General features: G+C 69.0%; 14 protein-coding genes and 2 pseudogenes. 8 read left to right on the forward strand and 8 right to left on the reverse strand.

Features of this window, described 5'->3' with window-relative positions:
* A partial coding sequence (locus ACI2L3_RS38275) for a fructose-bisphosphatase class II (protein WP_362720339.1) occupies positions 1-135 on the reverse strand: 135 nt, incomplete at its 3' end.
* 177 nt (positions 136-312) lie between these two features.
* Between ACI2L3_RS38275 and ACI2L3_RS38280 the strand changes: the two genes are divergently transcribed.
* Positions 313-831, forward strand: a complete 519-nt coding sequence (locus ACI2L3_RS38280) for a DUF4245 domain-containing protein (protein WP_404757083.1) — start codon at positions 313-315, stop codon at positions 829-831.
* Positions 832-935: 104 nt separating this feature from the next.
* On the opposite strand, the gene ACI2L3_RS38285 is transcribed toward ACI2L3_RS38280, so the two are convergent.
* The 4 genes from ACI2L3_RS38285 to ACI2L3_RS38300 form a co-directional block, all read right to left on the reverse strand.
* On the reverse strand, positions 936-1,526 hold the full coding sequence (locus tag ACI2L3_RS38285) for a malonic semialdehyde reductase (protein WP_404757084.1): 591 nt from the start codon (positions 1,524-1,526) through the stop codon (positions 936-938).
* Positions 1,527-1,674: 148 nt separating this feature from the next.
* Positions 1,675-1,926 (reverse strand): exodeoxyribonuclease VII small subunit, encoded by a 252-nt coding sequence (locus ACI2L3_RS38290; RefSeq protein WP_404757085.1) that lies wholly within the window; start codon positions 1,924-1,926, stop codon positions 1,675-1,677.
* A 9-nt stretch (positions 1,927-1,935) separates the two neighbouring features.
* The gene (xseA, locus tag ACI2L3_RS38295) at positions 1,936-3,162 is read right to left on the reverse strand and encodes an exodeoxyribonuclease VII large subunit (RefSeq protein ID WP_404757086.1); all 1,227 of its coding nucleotides are present in this window, start codon (positions 3,160-3,162) and stop codon (positions 1,936-1,938) included.
* A gap of 511 nt (positions 3,163-3,673) precedes the next feature.
* On the reverse strand, positions 3,674-5,086 hold the full coding sequence (locus ACI2L3_RS38300; protein ID WP_404757087.1) for an APC family permease: 1,413 nt from the start codon (positions 5,084-5,086) through the stop codon (positions 3,674-3,676).
* 107 nt (positions 5,087-5,193) lie between these two features.
* Here ACI2L3_RS38300 and ACI2L3_RS38305 point away from each other — a divergent pair, with 107 nt between their 5' ends.
* Together ACI2L3_RS38305 and ppgK are read left to right on the forward strand one after the other, a co-directional pair.
* Positions 5,194-6,186: a 4-hydroxy-3-methylbut-2-enyl diphosphate reductase gene (locus ACI2L3_RS38305; protein ID WP_404757088.1), complete on the forward strand. Its 993-nt coding sequence runs from the start codon at positions 5,194-5,196 to the stop codon at positions 6,184-6,186.
* 45 nt (positions 6,187-6,231) lie between these two features.
* On the forward strand, positions 6,232-6,972 hold the full coding sequence (gene ppgK, locus ACI2L3_RS38310) for a polyphosphate--glucose phosphotransferase (RefSeq protein WP_404757089.1): 741 nt from the start codon (positions 6,232-6,234) through the stop codon (positions 6,970-6,972).
* Between the two features lie 50 nt (positions 6,973-7,022).
* On the opposite strand, the gene ACI2L3_RS38315 is transcribed toward ppgK, so the two are convergent.
* The gene (locus ACI2L3_RS38315) at positions 7,023-7,733 is read right to left on the reverse strand and encodes a DUF6542 domain-containing protein (protein WP_404757090.1); all 711 of its coding nucleotides are present in this window, start codon (positions 7,731-7,733) and stop codon (positions 7,023-7,025) included.
* A 199-nt stretch (positions 7,734-7,932) separates the two neighbouring features.
* Between ACI2L3_RS38315 and ychF the strand changes: the two genes are divergently transcribed.
* From ychF to ACI2L3_RS38330, 3 genes are all read left to right on the forward strand, one after another.
* On the forward strand, positions 7,933-9,021 hold the full coding sequence (gene ychF, locus ACI2L3_RS38320) for a redox-regulated ATPase YchF (RefSeq protein ID WP_404757091.1): 1,089 nt from the start codon (positions 7,933-7,935) through the stop codon (positions 9,019-9,021).
* Between the two features lie 294 nt (positions 9,022-9,315).
* Positions 9,316-11,202, forward strand: a complete 1,887-nt coding sequence (locus ACI2L3_RS38325) for a DNA/RNA helicase domain-containing protein (RefSeq protein WP_404757123.1) — start codon at positions 9,316-9,318, stop codon at positions 11,200-11,202.
* A 193-nt stretch (positions 11,203-11,395) separates the two neighbouring features.
* Positions 11,396-13,504, forward strand: coding sequence for a DUF2075 domain-containing protein (locus ACI2L3_RS38330; RefSeq protein ID WP_404757124.1), 2,109 nt, complete (start codon positions 11,396-11,398; stop codon positions 13,502-13,504).
* A 73-nt stretch (positions 13,505-13,577) separates the two neighbouring features.
* Here ACI2L3_RS38330 and ACI2L3_RS38335 read toward each other — a convergent pair whose 3' ends face one another.
* Positions 13,578-13,721 carry a DUF6408 family protein gene (locus ACI2L3_RS38335; RefSeq protein WP_351463102.1) on the reverse strand — a complete coding sequence of 48 codons (144 nt, stop codon included), beginning with the start codon at positions 13,719-13,721 and terminating at the stop codon, positions 13,578-13,580.
* A gap of 395 nt (positions 13,722-14,116) precedes the next feature.
* Here ACI2L3_RS38335 and ACI2L3_RS38340 point away from each other — a divergent pair.
* Both ACI2L3_RS38340 and ACI2L3_RS38345 read left to right on the forward strand, forming a co-directional pair.
* Positions 14,117-15,574: pseudogene (locus ACI2L3_RS38340) on the forward strand (NERD domain-containing protein); the annotation flags it as partial.
* 229 nt (positions 15,575-15,803) lie between these two features.
* Positions 15,804-16,412 (forward strand): annotated as a pseudogene (locus ACI2L3_RS38345) (ATP-dependent helicase); the annotation flags it as partial.
* Positions 16,413-16,723: 311 nt separating this feature from the next.
* On the opposite strand, the gene ccsB reads toward ACI2L3_RS38345, so the two are convergent.
* Positions 16,724-17,881: a c-type cytochrome biogenesis protein CcsB gene (gene ccsB / locus ACI2L3_RS38350; protein ID WP_404757092.1), complete on the reverse strand. Its 1,158-nt coding sequence runs from the start codon at positions 17,879-17,881 to the stop codon at positions 16,724-16,726.
* Positions 17,882-17,999: the final 118 nt, after the last annotated feature.

A 17,999-nucleotide genomic window follows, 5' to 3' on the forward strand; every position in this document is an offset into this window, starting at 1 on the left:
CTTGTCGCCGCGGCCGACCCAGCGGCCCGCGGCCATGGCGGCCGCCTCGGTGACCCGGACGAGCTCCAGGGCGAGGTTGCGGTCGGGAGCCTCGGGGGAAACCTCGAGCTCGGACGGGAGATGATGCTCGGTCATCGGAGCGCACCTTTCTGCTGATACGACGACGGCCGGATGAGGGATTGTGAACGACTCTATCCGTAGGCCGACAAAATGAGCAGAGGGGCCCACGCATGAGCGGCCCCGGGCGGCGACGGAGATGGCGATGGAGATACCGGGGGAAGGGGCCCGGCCGACGCCTGAGAACATGGGGGCGTGGCAGGAAGACAAGGCACTCAGACGGTCAAGAACATGCTGTGGTCGTTGGTGGTGATCGTGCTCGCCGCGGGCGTGATCTACCTCTTCATTCCGCACGACGAGTCCAAGAGCTCGGTGAAGCGGGTCGACTACCGCGTGGAGCTCCTGACGGCCCGGCGGGCCGCGGCGTACCCGGTGGCGGCGCCCGAGGGCCTGCCCAAGACGTGGAAGCCGACGTCCGTGCGGTTCAACGGCGCCGAGGACGACGCGTGGCACCTGGGCTTCCTCGACCCGGACGAGGAGTACGTCGCGGTCGAGCAGTCGACGGAGAAGCCGTCCGCGTTCATCAAGAGGGTCACGCAGAACGCCTCGAAAACGGAGGCCGCCGACGAGATCGCCGGCCGCACCTGGCAGCGGTACGAGGGCTCGAAGTACGACGCCCTGGTGATCGAGGGGGAGGGCGCCACGACGGTGGTCACGGGCACGGCGTCCTTCGGTCAGCTGGCGAAGGTGGCGGAGTCACTGAAGATGTCCTGAACCACCTGGCCGCAGACACGGCTGCAGACACGGCCGCAGACACGGCTGTAGACACGCGAAAGGGCCCCCGGCGGCGTGCCGGGGGCCCTTTCGTGCGCCGTGCGTCAGACCGTCGTGACGACGTCGTCGTAGGCCAGGCGCGGGGAGCGCGGGAACCAGGCGTCCTCGCCCGGCTTGCCGATGTTGACGACCATCAGCGGGGTGTGGTCGTCGTCCAGGAACTCCTTCTGGACGCCGGCGAAGTCGAAGCCGGTCATCGGGCCCGCGGCCAGACCGGCGGCGCGCACGCCGACGATGAAGTAGCCGGCCTGCAGCGTGGCGTTGACCAGCGCGGCCTGCTCGCGGACCGGGCGCTCCGCGAAGAAGGCGTCCTTGGCCTGCGGGAAGTGCGGGAACAGCGCGGGGAGCTCGTGGTGGAACTCGTTGTCCGCGGAGAGGATCGCGACGAGCGGCGCGGCGGCCGTCTTCGGGCGGTTGCCCTCCGCCATGTGCTGGACCAGGCGCTCGCGGGCCTCGGGGGAGCGGACCAGGGTGACGCGCAGCGGCGACTGGTTGAAGGCGGTCGGGCCGTACTTGACCAGGTCGTAGATCGCCTGGACCTGCTCCTCGGTGACCGGCTCGTCCGTGAAGGTGTTCGCGGTGCGGGCCTCGCGGAACAGCAGGTCCTGGGCGGCGGGGTCAAGGGCGAGAGACATGGATCAACCTTCTTCGACGTACGGGGTGTGTCGGCCGGGCCCGTTTCCGAGCCCGCCACAACGACAGTACGCCGGTGCTGTTCAACTTTCAATCAAAACTGGAGCTGGGTGATCCGGTTCACAGCGCGCAGGTCGGTGCTGTACTGCCTCAGGAGTCGGTGTCCGCGTCCTCGTCCACCTCGGGCCCCGCAAGGGCCGCGTCGAGCCGGGCCCGGGCGCCGTCCAGCCAGCGGCGGCAGATCTTCGCCAGCTCCTCGCCGCGCTCCCAGAGGGCCAGCGACTCCTCCAGGGTCGTCCCGCCGGTCTCCAGGCGGCGTACGACCTCGATCAGCTCGTCCCGCGCCTGCTCGTAGCCGAGGGCGTCCGCGGAGCCCGCGGCCTCGTCCGTCTTGCTGGTCATGCGCCCACCCTAATTGTCGACTCGTACGGTCCGTACGGCTCGTACGGTGAATTCGCCCTCGGCCACGCGCGCCCGCAGCTCGTCGCCGGCGTCCACCTCCTCCGGCGCGCGGACGACCGCGCCGTCCGGCTTCTGCAGCACCGCGTACCCCCGCTGGAGGGTCGCGGCGGGGGAGAGGGCCACCACGCGCGCGTGGGTGTGCGTCAGCTCGGAGCCCGCCCGGTCGAGGAGGTGCCCGAGTGTGCGGCGGCTGCGGTCGACGAGCGCCGAGACCTGCTCCTCGCGCTCCTCCACCATCCGGTGCGGGTGCTCCATGGACGGGCGGCCCAGAGCGTGCGCGAGGCCGCGGGTCTCCCGGTCCAGGAAGGCGTCCATGCTGCGCCGGGCGCGGTCCCGGAGCCACTGCACGCGCTCGTACTCCTCGCCGACGTCCGGCACGACCTTCTTGGCCGCGTCGGTCGGCGTCGAGGCGCGCAGGTCCGCCACGTGGTCGAGGAGCGGGTTGTCCGGCTCGTGGCCGATCGCGGAGACGACGGGCGTACGGCACGCGGCCACGGCGCGCACCAGCTGCTCGTCCGAGAACGGCAGCAGGTCCTCCACGCTGCCGCCGCCGCGCGCCACGATGATCACGTCGACCCCGGCGTGGGCGTCCAGGTCCTTCAGGGCCTGCACGACCTGCGGCACGGCGTGCACTCCCTGCACGGGGACGTTGCGCACCTCGAAGCGGACGGCGGGCCAGCGGTGCCTGGCGTTCTCCAGGACGTCGCGCTCGGCGGCGGAGGCGCGGCCGGTGACGAGCCCGATGAGCTGCGGCAGGAAGGGCAGCGTCTTCTTGCGCTCCGGCGAGAACAGGCCCTCCGCGCCGAGGCTCTTCTTCAACTGCTCGATCCGCGCGAGCAGTTCGCCGACGCCGACCGGCTTTATCTCGGCGGCCCGCAGCGACAGCTGCCCCCGGCGCTCGTACCACTCCGGCTTGGCGCGGACGACGACGCGGGCGCCCTCGGAGACGACGTCGGCCACCGCGTCGAACACCTGGCGGTAACAGGTGACGCTCACCGAGATGTCGTGTGACGGGTCGCGCAGCGTCATGAAGACGACGCCGGCGCCGGGCCTGCGGGACAGCTGCGTGATCTGTCCCTCGACCCAGATGGCGCCGAGCCGGTCGATCCACCCACCGATGAGCCGCGATACCTCCCCCACGGGGAGGGGCGCGTCCGCGGACGTGTTGAGAGCCATGCGCCGAGCGTAGTCGGGCCGCTCGGCCTTTGGCGGTGTCGTGTCTTGCCGCCTGCCTGGCGCGGGGGCCTGCGCGTGTACCTGCGTCTGCCTCTGGCCGGGTGCGGGCCGTCCGTGGCTGGTCGCGCAGTTCCCCGCGCCCCTGGGGACCCCGGCCGAACGCACGACCGAGAGGCGCGCCCCTCAGGGGCGCGAGGAACTGCGCGCTCAACCCCCACCGTCCCGCACACGGGGGTGCGGTCCGGGCCACCCCCAGGGGCGCGGGGAACTGCGCGCTCAGCCCCCACCGACCGGCACACGCGGTGCGGTCCGAGCCACCCCCAGGGGCGCGGGGAACTGCGCGCTCAGCCCCCACCGACCCGCACACGCACAGCGGCCCGATCCACTCCCAGGGGCGCGGGGAACTGCGCGACCGCCCGAGAGCGACCCGCAGGCGCACGGGCGGCAGGACGGGGCGGGGCCCGCCGAGGGCCGGGCTCCGCACGAGAGGCCCGGCCCGCGAAGAGGTGCCCTACGCCTTCGACGCCCCCGCGCCCGCACCGCGATCCGCCCCCTGAGCCACCAGCACCACCAGCCCCACCCCCAGCCACACCGCCCCCACCACCTGGGCGGAGCCCGACGCCTCCCAGATGACCGCCACCACGATCGCCGCACCCAGGACCGGCACGAGGAGGTGGCGCCACCAGGAGAACGCCGCGTCGCGGTGGCGGACCGCGAACCAGCCCACCACGCTCGCGTGCAGCAGCAGGAACGCCGTCAGGGCGCCGATGTCGACCACCGACACCAGGTGGTCCATGCCGTCGTCGCGGCGGGCCGCCCACACCGCGGCCACCAGCGTCACCACGGCCGCGCACAGCAGCGCGACCCGCGGCGTACCGGAGTCCGTCTTCGACAGAACCCTCGGCAGCCGCCGGTCCCGCGCCATCGCGAAGAGCAGCCGCCCCGCCGCGGCCTGCCCCGCCAGCGCCGCGAACGCCGCGCCGATCGCCTTGCTCACGGCCACCAGGTCGTGCAGCCACGACCCGGCGGCCGAGTCCACCGCGTCGTAGAAGGCCGTGCCCTGCTTGCCCGGCTCCGCCGCCAGCTCGGCCGACGACAGCGGCTCCAGAAGGGCCACCAGATACGTCTGGGCGACGAACAGGACGCCCGCGAGCGCCAGACAGAGCAGCACCGCCCGCGCGACCTTCGCCGAACCGCCCGTCACCTCCTCGGCGAACGACGCGATGGCGTCGAAGCCCAGGTACGACAGGACGGCGATCGACACCGCGCCCACCACCGCCGACAGCGCGAACGCCCCTTGCGAACCGTCACCGGACAGCGGCGAAAGCCAGCCCCGCTGCGCCCCGTCCCGGATCAGCACCACCACGGCGGCCACGACGAAGACCAGCAGCACCACGACCTCCATCGCGAGCACCGCGAAGCCCACCCGCGCCGCCGTCCGCACGCCCCACAGGTTCAGCGCGGTCGTGATGAGCACCGCCAGCGCCGTCCACACCCACCGGGACACCGACGGCACGAGCGAGTTCATGGCGATACCGGAGAAGAGGTACGCGACCGCCGGGATGAGCAGGTAGTCGAGCATCGCCATCCACCCGGCGATGAACCCGGGTCCTTTCCCGAGCCCCGCGCGCGCGTAGGCGAAGACGGACCCCGCCTGGGGGACGACGCGGACCATCTGGGCGTAGCTGAATGCGGTGAACGCCATCGCGACCGTGGCGATCAGATAGACGAGCGCGACCGCGCCGTGCGACTTCGCGTCGAGCGTCCCGAAGACGCCGACCGGCGCCATGGGGGCGATGAAGAGCAGCCCGTAGACGACGAGGTCCCGGAAGCCGAGACTTCGCCGCAGCCCGTCCCCCCGAGGGGGCTCGGCGCTCCCCGCGGGCTCGGCATGGGCTCCCGTACTGGCGGACTGTCCGGACATCGTGCCTCCGTGCCTCCGTGGAGCGCCGTAAGAGCGACGCGTAGATCAACGCAGGTCCCCAGTCTCCCCAACCGGGCGATCTTTGACGCGCTGGACGCGGCCTTACGATGGGGGGCATGACTGCTACGCCTGGCTCCCGCCGTGTCCTGCTCGCCGCTCCCCGTGGCTACTGCGCGGGCGTGGACCGTGCCGTGATCGCCGTCGAGAAGGCCCTGGAGCAGTACGGGGCCCCGATCTACGTCCGCCACGAGATCGTCCACAACAAATACGTGGTGCAGACCCTGGAGAAGAAGGGCGCGATCTTCGTCGACCGGACGGCGGAGGTCCCCGAGGGCTCCATCGTCATGTTCTCCGCGCACGGCGTCGCCCCGACCGTCCACGCGGAGGCCGCCGAGCGCAAGCTGGCGACCATCGACGCGACGTGCCCGCTGGTCACGAAGGTGCACAAGGAAGCGGTCCGGTTCGCCAAGGAGGACTACGACATCCTCCTCATCGGGCACGAGGGCCACGAGGAAGTCATCGGTACGTCGGGTGAGGCGCCCGACCACATCACGCTGGTCGACGGCCCCGAGGACGTCGCGAACGTAGAGGTCCGCGACCCGGACAAGGTCGTCTGGCTCTCCCAGACCACTCTCTCCGTGGACGAGACCATGGAGACGGTCGACGCCCTGAAGGGCAAGTTCCCGAACCTCCTCTCGCCGCCCAGCGACGACATCTGCTACGCCACGCAGAACCGCCAGACCGCGGTCAAGAAGCTCGCCGAGGACGCGGAGCTGGTCATCGTCGTCGGCTCCAAGAACTCCTCGAACTCCATCCGCATGGTCGAGGTCGCCCTGGACGCCGGCGCCGCCGCCTCCCACCTCGTCGACAACGCCGACGAAATCGACGAGGCCTGGCTGGAGGGCGTCACCACGGTCGGCCTGACCTCGGGCGCCTCCGTCCCGGACGTCCTGGTCGACGGCGTCATCGAATGGCTCGCCGAGCGGGGCTACGAAGACGTGGAGACGGTCAAGACAGCCGAGGAGTCCATCACCTTCTCCCTCCCCAAGGAGCTCCGCAGGGACCTGCGCGCCGAAGCGGCCGAGCTGTCCCAGCGCTGAGGGTCGTCCCAGCGCCGAGCGCGCGGGAGCCGTACGGTGGGAGCCATGCAGATCTTCGGTGTGGACATCGGCGGATCCGGGATCAAGGGCGCTCCCGTGGACCTGGATCGTGGAGACCTGACAAAAGAGCGGCACAAGGTACTGACCCCGCATCCGGCGACGCCGGAGGCCGTGGTCGACGGTGTGTGCGAGGTCGTGGAGCACTTCGGCTGGAAGGGGGCCATCGGAGCGACCTTCCCCGGCGTCATCACGGACGGCACGGCGCGCACCGCCGCCAATGTGGACAAGAGCTGGATCGGCAAGGACATCCGCGGCCTGCTCTCCGAGCGGCTCGGCGGCGTCCCCGTCACCGTCCTGAACGACGCGGACGCGGCGGGCGTCGCCGAGATGCACTTCGGCGCGGGCCGCGACCGCAAGGGCACGGTCATCCTGCTCACCCTCGGCACGGGCATCGGCAGCGCGCTCTTCACGGGCGGCCGCCTCGTACCGAACACGGAGCTCGGCCACCTCGAACTGAACGGCCATGACGCGGAGAAGAAGGCTTCCTCCAAGGCGCGTGAGGACGACGACCTGAGCTGGGAGCACTGGGCGCACCGCGTCCAGAAGTACCTGGCGCACGTGGAGATGCTGTTCTCCCCGGAGCTGTTCATCATCGGCGGCGGAGTGAGCCGCAAGGCGCACAAGTTCCTGCCGCTCATCGAGGGCATCTCGGCGGAGATCGTCCCGGCGCAGCTGCAGAACAACGCGGGCATCGTGGGAGCGGCGATGGCGGCGGCCGAGGCGTAGCCTCTCCGCGCGTACGCAGCTTCCCCGCGCGTACGCGGACCTCCCGCTTCCTAGGCGGTGGGCAGGCGCTTCCCGGGGCTCGGGTTCGGGCTCGCCCCCGAGCCCGCACCCGCCGCACCCGCACCCGGCCCCTGCGAGACGGACCGCTCCTGCCTCCGCTGCGCCATCAGCCTGACCTTCCGTACGGTCACGACGAGCCCGGCGACGAGCGTTCCTGCGTACAGCCAGCCGGCGTGCAGGGCCAGCGTGGTCACGAGCCCCATGAACTGGCCGCCGAACCCGCCCGTGCCCCCCGAGACGGGCAGCACGCCGGCCGCGAAGCCGATCGGCACGCTCACCGGGGCGGTGATCAGGTCAGCCGGCCGCACCCACAGGGCCGTGAGCGCCGCCACGGGCAGGAACAGCACGCCGTACGCGACGACGGAGTCGCCCGCGACCAGGCGGATCAGGCAGGCGAGCAGGAACATCACCGCCGCGCAGAAGACCCCGCTGCCGAGCCCGGTCAGCCGGGGGTTGGGCATGCGCCGCACCGAGCGGTACAGCGTGCGGTACAGCGGTGCCCGGCGCAGGGCACGCAGGAACGGCGGGGCGGGACGGCGCGGCCCCGGCGCGGCCCGGTACACCGTGCCGGGCTGCTGGGGCCCGCCCTGTGGGGGCAGCGGTGCGGTCCGGCGCGGCGGCCGGGCCGGCGAGGCGGTACCGGAGGCGGACCGGGTGGCCTTGGGGCTGGACTGAGGGGGACGCGTCCTGTGTTGCTCCACTGGACCAACCTAGGCGGGGTACGGCGCCGAATCCGGCGCGGGACACGCCCTTGGGACGACCTTGGCCATGCGTTCGAAGCGGGGGCGACGGGCAGGCGGGGGCGGCGACGGCACGCCGTAGACTGGGGGATCGCCCCACGGTCGCTCCGGCCCTCCGGGCCGTCCACCCACACAGCCCTCACGTACGGGAAGTCGCAACGTGTCGCTCACGATCGGAATCGTCGGTCTGCCCAATGTCGGCAAGTCGACCCTGTTCAACGCCCTGACCAAGAACGACGTGCTGGCGGCCAACTACCCGTTCGCCACGATCGAGCCGAACGTCGGCGTGGTCGGCGTCCCCGACCCCCGCCTCACCAAACTGGCCGAGATCTTCTCCTCCCAGAAGGTCCTCCCGGCGACGGTCGACTTCGTCGACATCGCGGGCATCGTGCGCGGCGCGAGCGAGGGCGAGGGCCTGGGCAACAAGTTCCTCGCGAACATCCGCGAGTCGGACGCGATCTGCCAGGTCATCCGCGCCTTCAAGGACGAGAACGTCGTACACGTCGACGGCAAGGTCTCGCCCAAGGACGACATCGAGACGATCAACACCGAGCTGATCCTCGCCGACCTCCAGACCATCGAGAAGGTCCTGCCGCGCCTCCAGAAGGAGTCGCGCATCAAGAAGGACATCGCTCCGAAGGTGGCGGCGGTGGAGGCGGCCAAGGAGATCCTGGAGAAGGGCGACACCCTGTTCTCCCAGGGCATCGTCCAGGGCTCCGGCAAGGAGGAGCTCCTCCACGACCTGCACCTCCTCACCACCAAGCCCTTCCTCTACGTCTTCAACGTGGACGAGGACGAGCTGACGGACGACGACTTCAAGGCCGAGCAGCGCGCCCTGGTCGCCCCCGCGGAGGCGATCTTCCTCAACGCCAAGCTGGAGTCGGACCTCGCGGAGCTGGACGAGGACGAGGCCCTCGAACTCCTCCAGTCGGTGGGCCAGGAAGAGCCCGGCCTCGCCACCCTCGCCCACGTCGGCTTCCGCACCCTCGGCCTCCAGACCTACCTCACGGCAGGCCCCAAGGAGTCCCGCGCCTGGACGATCCCCCAGGGCGCCACGGCCCCCGAAGCGGCCGGTGTCATCCACACCGACTTCCAGAAGGGCTTCATCAAGGCCGAGGTCATCTCCTTCGAGGACCTGGTAGAGGTCGGCTCGGTCGCCGAGGCCCGCGCGAAGGGCAAGGCGCGCATGGAGGGCAAGGAGTATGTGATGCAGGACGGGGATGTGGTGGAGTTCCGCTTCAACGTGTAGCGGGTGACTTAGCGCTACGTCGCTGATCTGGCAGACGGGCAGATCAGGGAGGGTCCGACTCTTCGGGGTCGGGCCCTTACTTTTCCCACATTGGTCGGGTATCCGCAGAGGAGCCCAGCCCCAGGCGCAACACGCGCTGCCACCGATGTGACCACCGGTACGACAGTCAACACCGCCAGGTACGCTCGAACACATCGTCAACGCGGCCCGACGGGCTTCCGCTCCACCCCGTGGAGTCTCGAAGGACATGCCCCCACCCGCACGACTTGTTTCGTGCTGCCCGGGGGGAAGTCCTTGTTGTTCCGCGCGTCTGCGAAAACGGTCGCCGCCATGGCGCTCGACAGTTCGCTCTATCTTCACCTCACCGAGCAGTTCACCCACATGCACGGTTACCGGCCCAGCCCTTCGGAAGCGCGGTCCTGGGAGCGGAGCATCCCCGCGCTGACCGCCGCGCTCAATGACGCGGGACTCGGTGATGTGGAGGTCCTGCTCGAGTACGCGCTCCCGATGAACAGCAAGCGAGCCGACGCGGTCCTCGCCGGGATTCACCCACGCACGGGCGATCCTTCCTATGTTGTGGTGGAGCTCAAGCAGTGGAGCGATGTAGTCCCGGACGAGGACGACCCGGTCCTCTGCCACGTCGCTGCCTATACTCAGCCGGTCCTCAACCCCATCGAGCAGGTGCGCCGCTACTGCACGTACCTCGTCAACTTCAACGGCGCTGTCGCCGGCCACCCGGAGAGGGTCGGGGGAGTGGCTCTCCTGCATAACGCAACCGAGTTCGATGTGGCTGCACTGCGCGAGATCGAGTCCGACCAGTGGGGCCAGTTGTTCGCGGGCGACACCCGCGGTGGGTTCATCGACTACGTGCGTGCCCGGCTCAGCCCTGACTGTCCGGGCGCTGCAGTCGCTGACGCGCTGCTCGCCGGCAAGACGGTGCCCTCCAAGCAGCTGATGGCAGTCGCGGCACAGGAAGTCCGTGAGAGGGAGCAGTTCGTACTCCTCGACGAACAGCAGGTCGCTTACCGCAAGGTCCTCAACGCGGTACGCAGGGCCCAGCATTCCGACCACAAGGAGGTCGTGGTCATCACCGGTGGTCCTGGCACCGGCAAGAGCGTCATCGCGCTCTCCCTGCTCGGCGAGTTGTACCGGCGAGGCGTCCCGGCTTTGCATGCGACCGGGTCGCAGTCCTTCACCAAGACGATGCGCAAGGTCGCGGGTGCCAGGAAGCGCGAAGTGCAGGATCTCTTCAAGTACTTCAACAGCTTCATGATGACGGAGAAGAACAGCCTCGACGTCCTGGTCTGTGATGAGGCCCACCGCATCCGTGAGACATCCGCCAACCGGTACACGCCGGCCGCACGCCGGACCGGCAAGCAGCAGATCGACGAACTGATAGACGTGGCCAAAGTGCCCGTCTTCCTGCTCGACGAGCACCAGGTCGTGCGCCCGGGCGAGATGGGCACGGTGGAAGACATTCGAGCCGCAGCGGCACGCAGGGGGCTGAACTGCCCCGTCATAAGGCTGGAAAGCCAGTTCCGCTGCGGAGGGAGCGACGCCTACCTGCGCTGGGTGGTGCGGCTTCTGGGGCTGGAGCCCGGCGGCCCGGTGGTGTGGGACCCGGATGACCGCATGCAACTCCTGTTGGCCGAGAGCCCGGAAGAGATGGAAAGTTTTCTGGACGACCGCCGCGGCCAGCGCTACAGCGCTCGTATGTCAGCAGGCTACTGCTGGCCGTGGTCCCCGGAGCCCAAGCCGGGACAGCCCCTCCCGGCAGACGTGAGGATCGGCGCCTGGGCGCGCCCCTGGAACCTGCGCGGCGACCGTTCCGTCTCCGGCGCACCGCCGTCCGCCCTGTGGGCCACGGACCCGGCCGGTTTTGGACAGATCGGTTGTGTCTACACCGCCCAGGGCTTCGAGTACGACTGGTCCGGCGTCATCATCGGCCCTGATCTGGTGTGGCGCGGCGACCGATGGGTGACGGACCGTACGGCGTCCAAGGACCCGGTGTTCAAGCGATCGACACCCGACGCCGATGTGGAACGCCTGATCCGCAACACGTACAAGGTGCTGCTGACCCGCGGGATGGTCGGCACTGTCCTCTACTCCACGGACCGGGAGACGCAAGAGAGACTGAGAGAACTGGTGGGCGCCAGGCCGCGCGCGGCTGTCACGGCGTAAACGACCGGCCTGAACGACAGCTTTTTCGCCAACTTGCCGCCAACGTGCCATGAGGCGGCGGGCGGAGTTCGCGTGGGCCGCCGCGCTCCCTAAGATCACTTCTACCAATTGCGGCCCGACGGGCTTCCTCTATGCGAGGACACGCCCCCACCCGCACGAGTCACTCGTGCCCTGGGGGGATCACCTCGTGTCCATGCTCCTGCTGAGGCTGTCTGCGCAGGACCTGCTCACTTTGAACTCGCGGCGGCGGATGGTGCCGCATCTCGCCGCCAGGTACCAGCACTTCCGAGGGCGCGACGTCTCCGGTACAGAACGGAAGGCATGGGCCGAGAGTCTGGTCGAGTTGGCGGAAGACCTCGTTGAGGCGGAGCGGGGCAACGTCGAGATGGTCGTCGAGTGCGCGGCGACGGTCGACGAACCGAAGAAGGGAGAGCCGCCCCTCATCGACGTCGTGCTCGTGGGCCGACATCCGGAGACGCGTCTGCCGTCGTACCAACTCGTCGAGCTGAAACGCTGGTCGATGGTGACGCAGGTGGAAGCCGCCACCGCGAAGCTCGTGAATGTACCGGGGTACAAAAGCCCCAAGAAGCACCCTGCGTTGCAACTCAGGAACACATACCAACTGTTCACCGGGCCCCAGGGGCCACTGCGTGGCATCACCGTCGAATGCGGCGGGTTCGCGTATCTGCACAATGCCACCGACGACTCGGTTCGACCGTTGCTCGATACACTGGCCCCGACCGGAGCCTATGAGCGTGTGTACACCCGGGACAGCCGCGACCAGCTCCTTGCGGACCTGCGACGGCATTTCGCGGAGGACGGCGCGGATTCCGAGGCCGAGCAGCTCCTGCGGTTCATGAACCTGCGCAACACGCCGCTTCTCGACGCGATGATCAGATCTCGTGGTGAGGACACGGTGTTCACTTTGCGTGGACAGCAGAGGAAGGTGGCGGCGAGCGTTCTGGAAAGAGCCGCCCTGGTTCTCGGTGATCCCGATCAGCCCGCCCCGCCGTCGGACGACGGACGAGCCGTGTTCATCGTAACGGGCGGTGCGGGTACCGGAAAGAGTGCGGTGGGTCTGCAGCTCAGAGCCGAATTCGAGGCAGCCGGACGCACGGTGAAATACGCCAGCGGCAGCCGTGCGTTCAACGGAGCGCTCCAGGAGCAGGTGGGCTACACCGACAAGGAGTTCGAGGAGAGGTTCGCCTACTTCAGTTCCTTTGTGGCCCCTCCGGCCCCTCCCTTGGACGTCCTCATCTGCGATGAGGCGCATCGCTTGAGAGAGCGAACCACCGACATCTATCAGCGAGAGGAGAAGACGGGCAAGCAGCCTCAGGTGGACGACCTGCTCGATTCCTCCCGCCTCACTGTGTTCTTTCTCGACGAGAGCCAGTCCGTGCGCCCCAAGGAGGTCGGAACGGTGAGCCTGATCGAGGAAGCCGCAAAAGCGCGGGGAATCACTCCACTCCGCTATGGGCTCAGGGAGGAATGGCGCTGCGGTGGCAGTGACGCCTACATCCGCTGGGTGCGGGCTGTCCTCGACATCGAGGCAGGAACCACCGAGTGGACCCCCGACGGTTTGATGCATGTCGAAGTCGCGGACAGTCCGGAGGAACTCGAGCACATCATCAGGGCCGAGGCGCAGGCGGGAGCGACGGCTCGCATCGTGGCCGGCTTCTGCTGGCCGTGGACCGAGCCGGTGGGGCAGGGGAAGTCCGCACGTCTGGAGGCGGACGTGCGGATCGGCGACTGGCACCGACCGTGGAACGCCAAGGGCGACTCCTTCCGCGAGAACGGAGCGGTGCCGCCGTCCACGAAATGGGCAGTGCACCCGTACGGCATCAACCAGATCGGCTGCGTCTACACGGCTCAGGGCCTCGAGTGGGACTGGTGCGGGGTGGTCCTTGGCGAGGACATGGTGAGACGCGACGACCGCTGGGTCTACCGCAAGGGGCAGTGGCGTGAGGATGCGGAAAGCGGGGTCAAGCGTGTCAGAGTGCCTGGTTCGTTCGACAGGAAGCTCCGTGAGGGGACGGGAAGCGAGGAAGAGAAAGCGGAGGAGTTCGCCCGGTGTGTTCGGCACGCTTACCACGTGCTCATGACCAGGGCGAGCCGTGCGACGGTGCTGTACTCCACGGATGAGGAGACACAGGCGTACCTCAAGAGTCGCGTAGGTGATGTGCAGATACACGGCCTGCGGCCCACGTGGGAAAGCCTCCCTGCCGAGGCACGGGTACCGCATCTCCCCAGCCCGAAGAGGAAGGGGAACGACACCCCTCCAGGGCAGGAACTGCTCTTCTGAAGGTTCCTCGTCGTGTGGTGAAGCCGGAAAGGCTTAAGAGTGGCGGGCTCGCCGGGCCCGCCACATGCCTGCCTCAGATGAGGTGGCGCGCTGCCACCGCCAGCGCCTCCCACACGAGGTTGGAGATCACGCTCGCGGCGACGCCGGCCAGGATCTCGCGGATCCAGGGACGACGCGCAGGCTTGTACTCGACCGGTTCCATAAAAGCCCACTCCATGGTGTGAGTTCGGAATGGTAGGAACGGGCCGCCCTACCGGGCATCCGCCCCATTCGTCACTCACAGCCAGCGGACTGGACCGCGGACTCCGCCTCGTACCCTCCGGGAAGGTGCGCAGCAGTAAAAGCCTATCTCACGGGGCGCGGCCTCTCGCCAGGCCAACGACCCGGCCGCCGACTGGAGTTAGCGCTTGAGAACGGCCGAGATGGGCTCCCCTACGAGCAGTGGGGTCGCACACCGGCTTCGACGGCTGCTGCCTGCCCGTCCACCCGGGGAGCAAGGCGAACGAATACTGCCTGTCAGTGGGGCGCGATAAGGTCAACCAGGAGCTTTGGCCCGAAAGGGCGTGAGGAGACAGCGGAGGTCGGACGGTGGCGGCAAGAGACTCGCGTCCGGTGCCCAAGCCCGGACCCCCGCGTCCGGCGCAGCAGTGGTTCCAGGACCGGCCCTCCCCGTACCCCTGGGAGCAGGACGCTCTCGACCACGTACGTCGCCTGATGCCGGCCGCCGAGCCGTACCGCGCCTGGGCGACGTTCTCCTTCACCGCGCAGTCGGGCCGTATCAACGAGTGCGACCTGCTGATCGCAGTACCCGCCGGCCTCTACCTGGTCGAGATCAAGAGCCACCCAGGGCGGCTGGAGAACAACGGATCCACCTGGAACTTCCACGGTTCCGACCGCACCCGGACGATCAACAACCCGCTCCACTTCAACGACGCCAAGTCCAAGGACCTCAAGAGCAGGCTCCTGTGGGCGGCGCGCAAGCTGGGCATCCCGGAGCGGTCGGTGCCGCGTGTGGAACCGGCGATCTTCCTCTCGGCTCCGGATCTCGAGAGCCATCTCGACGATGTCCAGAAGGTCAAGGTCTACGGTCGTGACGACCGCCCCACCGGCCTGAAGCGCATCTGGCAGGACTTCCTCGGTCTGCCACCGGACCGCCCCGACCGTCGCATCACGCCCGACTTCTCCCGGGACACCCTGCCGCGTCTGCTGAAGGCCATCGGCGTCCAGCAGTCCACGGCCCATCTCAGGTTCGGCGACGCATGGAAGCTGCAGCCGCACCCCCTGGACCGTGGGCACTCCTGGGAGGACCGTCTGGCCACGCGCGACGACGGACTCGTGCAGGAGGAGGGTCGGGTCCGCATCTATCTGGTCGGCCATATGGCCACCGAGGCGGCGAAGAAATCGACCGATCGCGCGGCCCGACGCGAGTACCAGGTCCTGCAGGGCATCACGCACCGCGGCATCGTCGAGGCCGTCGAGATCCGCGAGCACCAGGGCGGACCCGCGATCCTCTTCCGGCACCGACACACGGATCTGCGTCTCGACCAGTACCTGGCCACCTACGGGGGAAAGCTCACCCCAGAGATCCGCCTCGACCTGGTACGGCAGCTCGCCGAAGCCGTCCGCTACGCGCACAACCGCGCCCTGTACCACCGGGCCCTGGCGGCCAGCTCCGTCTACGTCTCCTTCCGGTCCGACGGGGCGCGCCCCGAGTTGCGCATCACCGACTGGCAGACCGCTGCCCGCGACTTCGACAGCAACGCCACCTTCTTCCGCTCCATCGGAGGTTCGGCGCTCGACGCCGCTCTGATCGAGGACGCGGCCCGCCTCTATCTCGCTCCCGAGACCGACCAGCCGTATGCCGATCCGGCCGACCTGGACATGTTCGGGCTCGGCGCGGTCGCGTACCTGGTCCTCACCGGACAGCCTCCCGCCACGCAGCGCAGCGCGCTGAGCGAGCGGCTGCGTACGGACTCGGGGCTGCATCTGTACGCCGTCGCCGACGGATTCTCGGACGCGCTCGACGACCTGATCTTCAAGGCCACTCGCTCCGACGTCAACGAACGCCTTGGTTCCGCCGAGGAGTTCCTCGACCTGCTGGACAAGGCGGAGCGCGCCAGCGTGCTGCCCGAGGCACCCACGGCCGTAGGGGTTGATCCCCTGGAGGCGCTGCCCGGTCAGTCGCTCGACGCGGAATGGTCCGTACGCCGCGTCCTCGGCACCGGCGCCACGGCTCGCGCCCTTCTCGTGGAGCGCGCGGTCGAGGACGAGGACGGCGACGTACAGATCGACGATTGGGTCTGGGCGGAGCTGGCAGGTCACGTACATCGACTGGAAACGCAAGCGGTGCTTCGTCGAACCCGTCGACGGCGGTGGCCGAGCGAAGTGGAGCGGTGCCGGACTCGACTTCGGCATCTCTTTCGAGCTGACGCGCGCAGTACGGGAAGTACTCCTCGGAACGAACCCGCCGGTGGACCTCACTACGCGTGCGGAGAGGTATCTGGCCGAAGCGCGTGAGCGCTTCATGGAGGAGGTACATCCCGGAGGCACGGTGATCACCCGGGGCTCGGGCGATTACGTGAAGTGGTGGACATGGGCCGGCCATCGGGCGAACGCCACACTTGCGGCGACGCTGGCTGAGGTCGCCGTACCTGCTCAGCAGATCAACGATTGTTGGATCCGTCTGCGTGAGGACCTCACCCCCGACGCCTGGAAACAGGTTTCGGTTGCCGCCTCTGACCACCTGTGCCTGCCGGAGGTCGACGAGCGGGCAGTCAAAGGGCTGAAGTTCGCGGATGCGTTGCCACCCAGGCTCGCCGAATCGACGCTGGCGAGGCGGCTGGCGGATCTGGAGTCGGCAGCGCGAGTGCTTTCTGAACCGGTGCGGTTCGTTGTGCGACCACGATGAGTACGTGAGTCGACCAGGAGCTGCGTCAGAGCGTCAGTCTTCGGGCAGGCAGGCTTTTTAGCGAGCCTCACACGAGTCGGCCAGGCGGGTTCACGCCGTCCGCAGTACGACGATGGCCGGACGATTGGCCACAGCCGCTGGCTGACGACCGGTGAGGGTGGGGGCCTGCTCGGCCAGAGCTTCGAGCATCTGTGGACCGACGCCCACGGATGGTGGGTAGCGTTGGCGGGTCGATTCTTCTACATCCGGCATCACATAAGGGGGGCGGGCTCACCGAGCCCGCCCCCCTTATGTTGCGTCCGTCTGCCGGGTCAGACCCCCGCGTAAGAGTGCTTGCCGCCGAACAGGAAGTTCACCCCGTAGTAGTTGAAGAGGTAGGCGGCGAAGGCGGCCAGGGCGATGTAGGCGGCTCGGCGGCCCTTCCAGCCGGCTGTGGCTCGGGCGTGGAGGTAGCAGGCGTAGCCGACCCAGGTGACGAAGGACCAGACTTCCTTGGGGTCCCAGCCCCAGTAGCGGCCCCACGCGTCGCCGGCCCAGATCGCGCCCGCGACGATCGTGAACGTCCAGAGCGGGAAGATCGCGGCGTTGATCCGGTACGAGAAGCGGTCCAGGGTCGCCGAGGCGGGCAGGCGGGACATGATGTCGTTGCCCGCGACGCGGGCCCAGAGCACCAGGCGGGCGCTGACCGGGCCCTTCTTGTCGCGGAGGGCGAGGGCCAGGCCGCGCTCGGAGGCGGCGACGCGGCCGTCGGTGAGGCGGACCTCGTACCGGTCGCGGAAGAGGTAGACCAGCGCGGACAGCGCGCCCAGGTAGAGCGTCGCGCCGCAGAAGATCGCCGTGGAGACGTGGATCCACAGCCAGTACGAGTGCAGCGCCGGGACGAGCGGGGCGCTGTCGGTGTAGAGCCAGGTGACGGCGATGCCCAGGTCGAGCAGGACGGTGGTGACCAGCGGCAGGCCGATCCAGCGCACGTCCTTCTTGAGGAAGAGCAGGGTGAGGTAGACGCCGACCGCCACCGTCGCGAAGGTGGTGGAGAACTCGTACATGTTGCCCCACGGCGCCCGGCTCACGGAGAGCGCCCGGCTCACCACGCCACCGGCCGCGATGAGGAAGGCGAGGGTGGTGAGGGAGATGGCGATGCGGCCGTACAGGTCGCCCTGCGTGTCGTCGCCGTGCGCGCCGGGGCCGTCGGCGATGTCGCGGGTCTCGGAGCGTGAGCGTTCGATGACCTTGGGGCGTTCCAGGACGGCGGTGCCGCCGCCCTCGGCCGCCTGTGCCCGGGTCTTGCCGCCCGCGGCGCCGCTCGCCTCCTCGGCCACGAGTGCGGCGGCCGTGCGCCCGACCTTGCTGCGACTACCGAAAATCCATTCGGTGATATGGGCGAGGAAGGCCAACGTGTAGACGGCCATTGCCGAATAGATCAGCACATTACTGATATTCGCCAAGTTCTCGTTGGCGGCCAGATTCATTTCTCGACCCCTTTGGAGGATTCAGACTGCGGCCCGGGCACGCTCCGCACCCGTGGGTGAGCCTAGCCTCCGCGACAGTCGGGACGGCAGCCGGGGGGCAGGTGCGGCTGCGTCGCAA

The sequence above is a fragment of the Streptomyces sp. NPDC029674 genome (assembly GCF_044903205.1).
Taxonomy (GTDB): Bacteria; Actinomycetota; Actinomycetes; order Streptomycetales; family Streptomycetaceae; genus Streptomyces.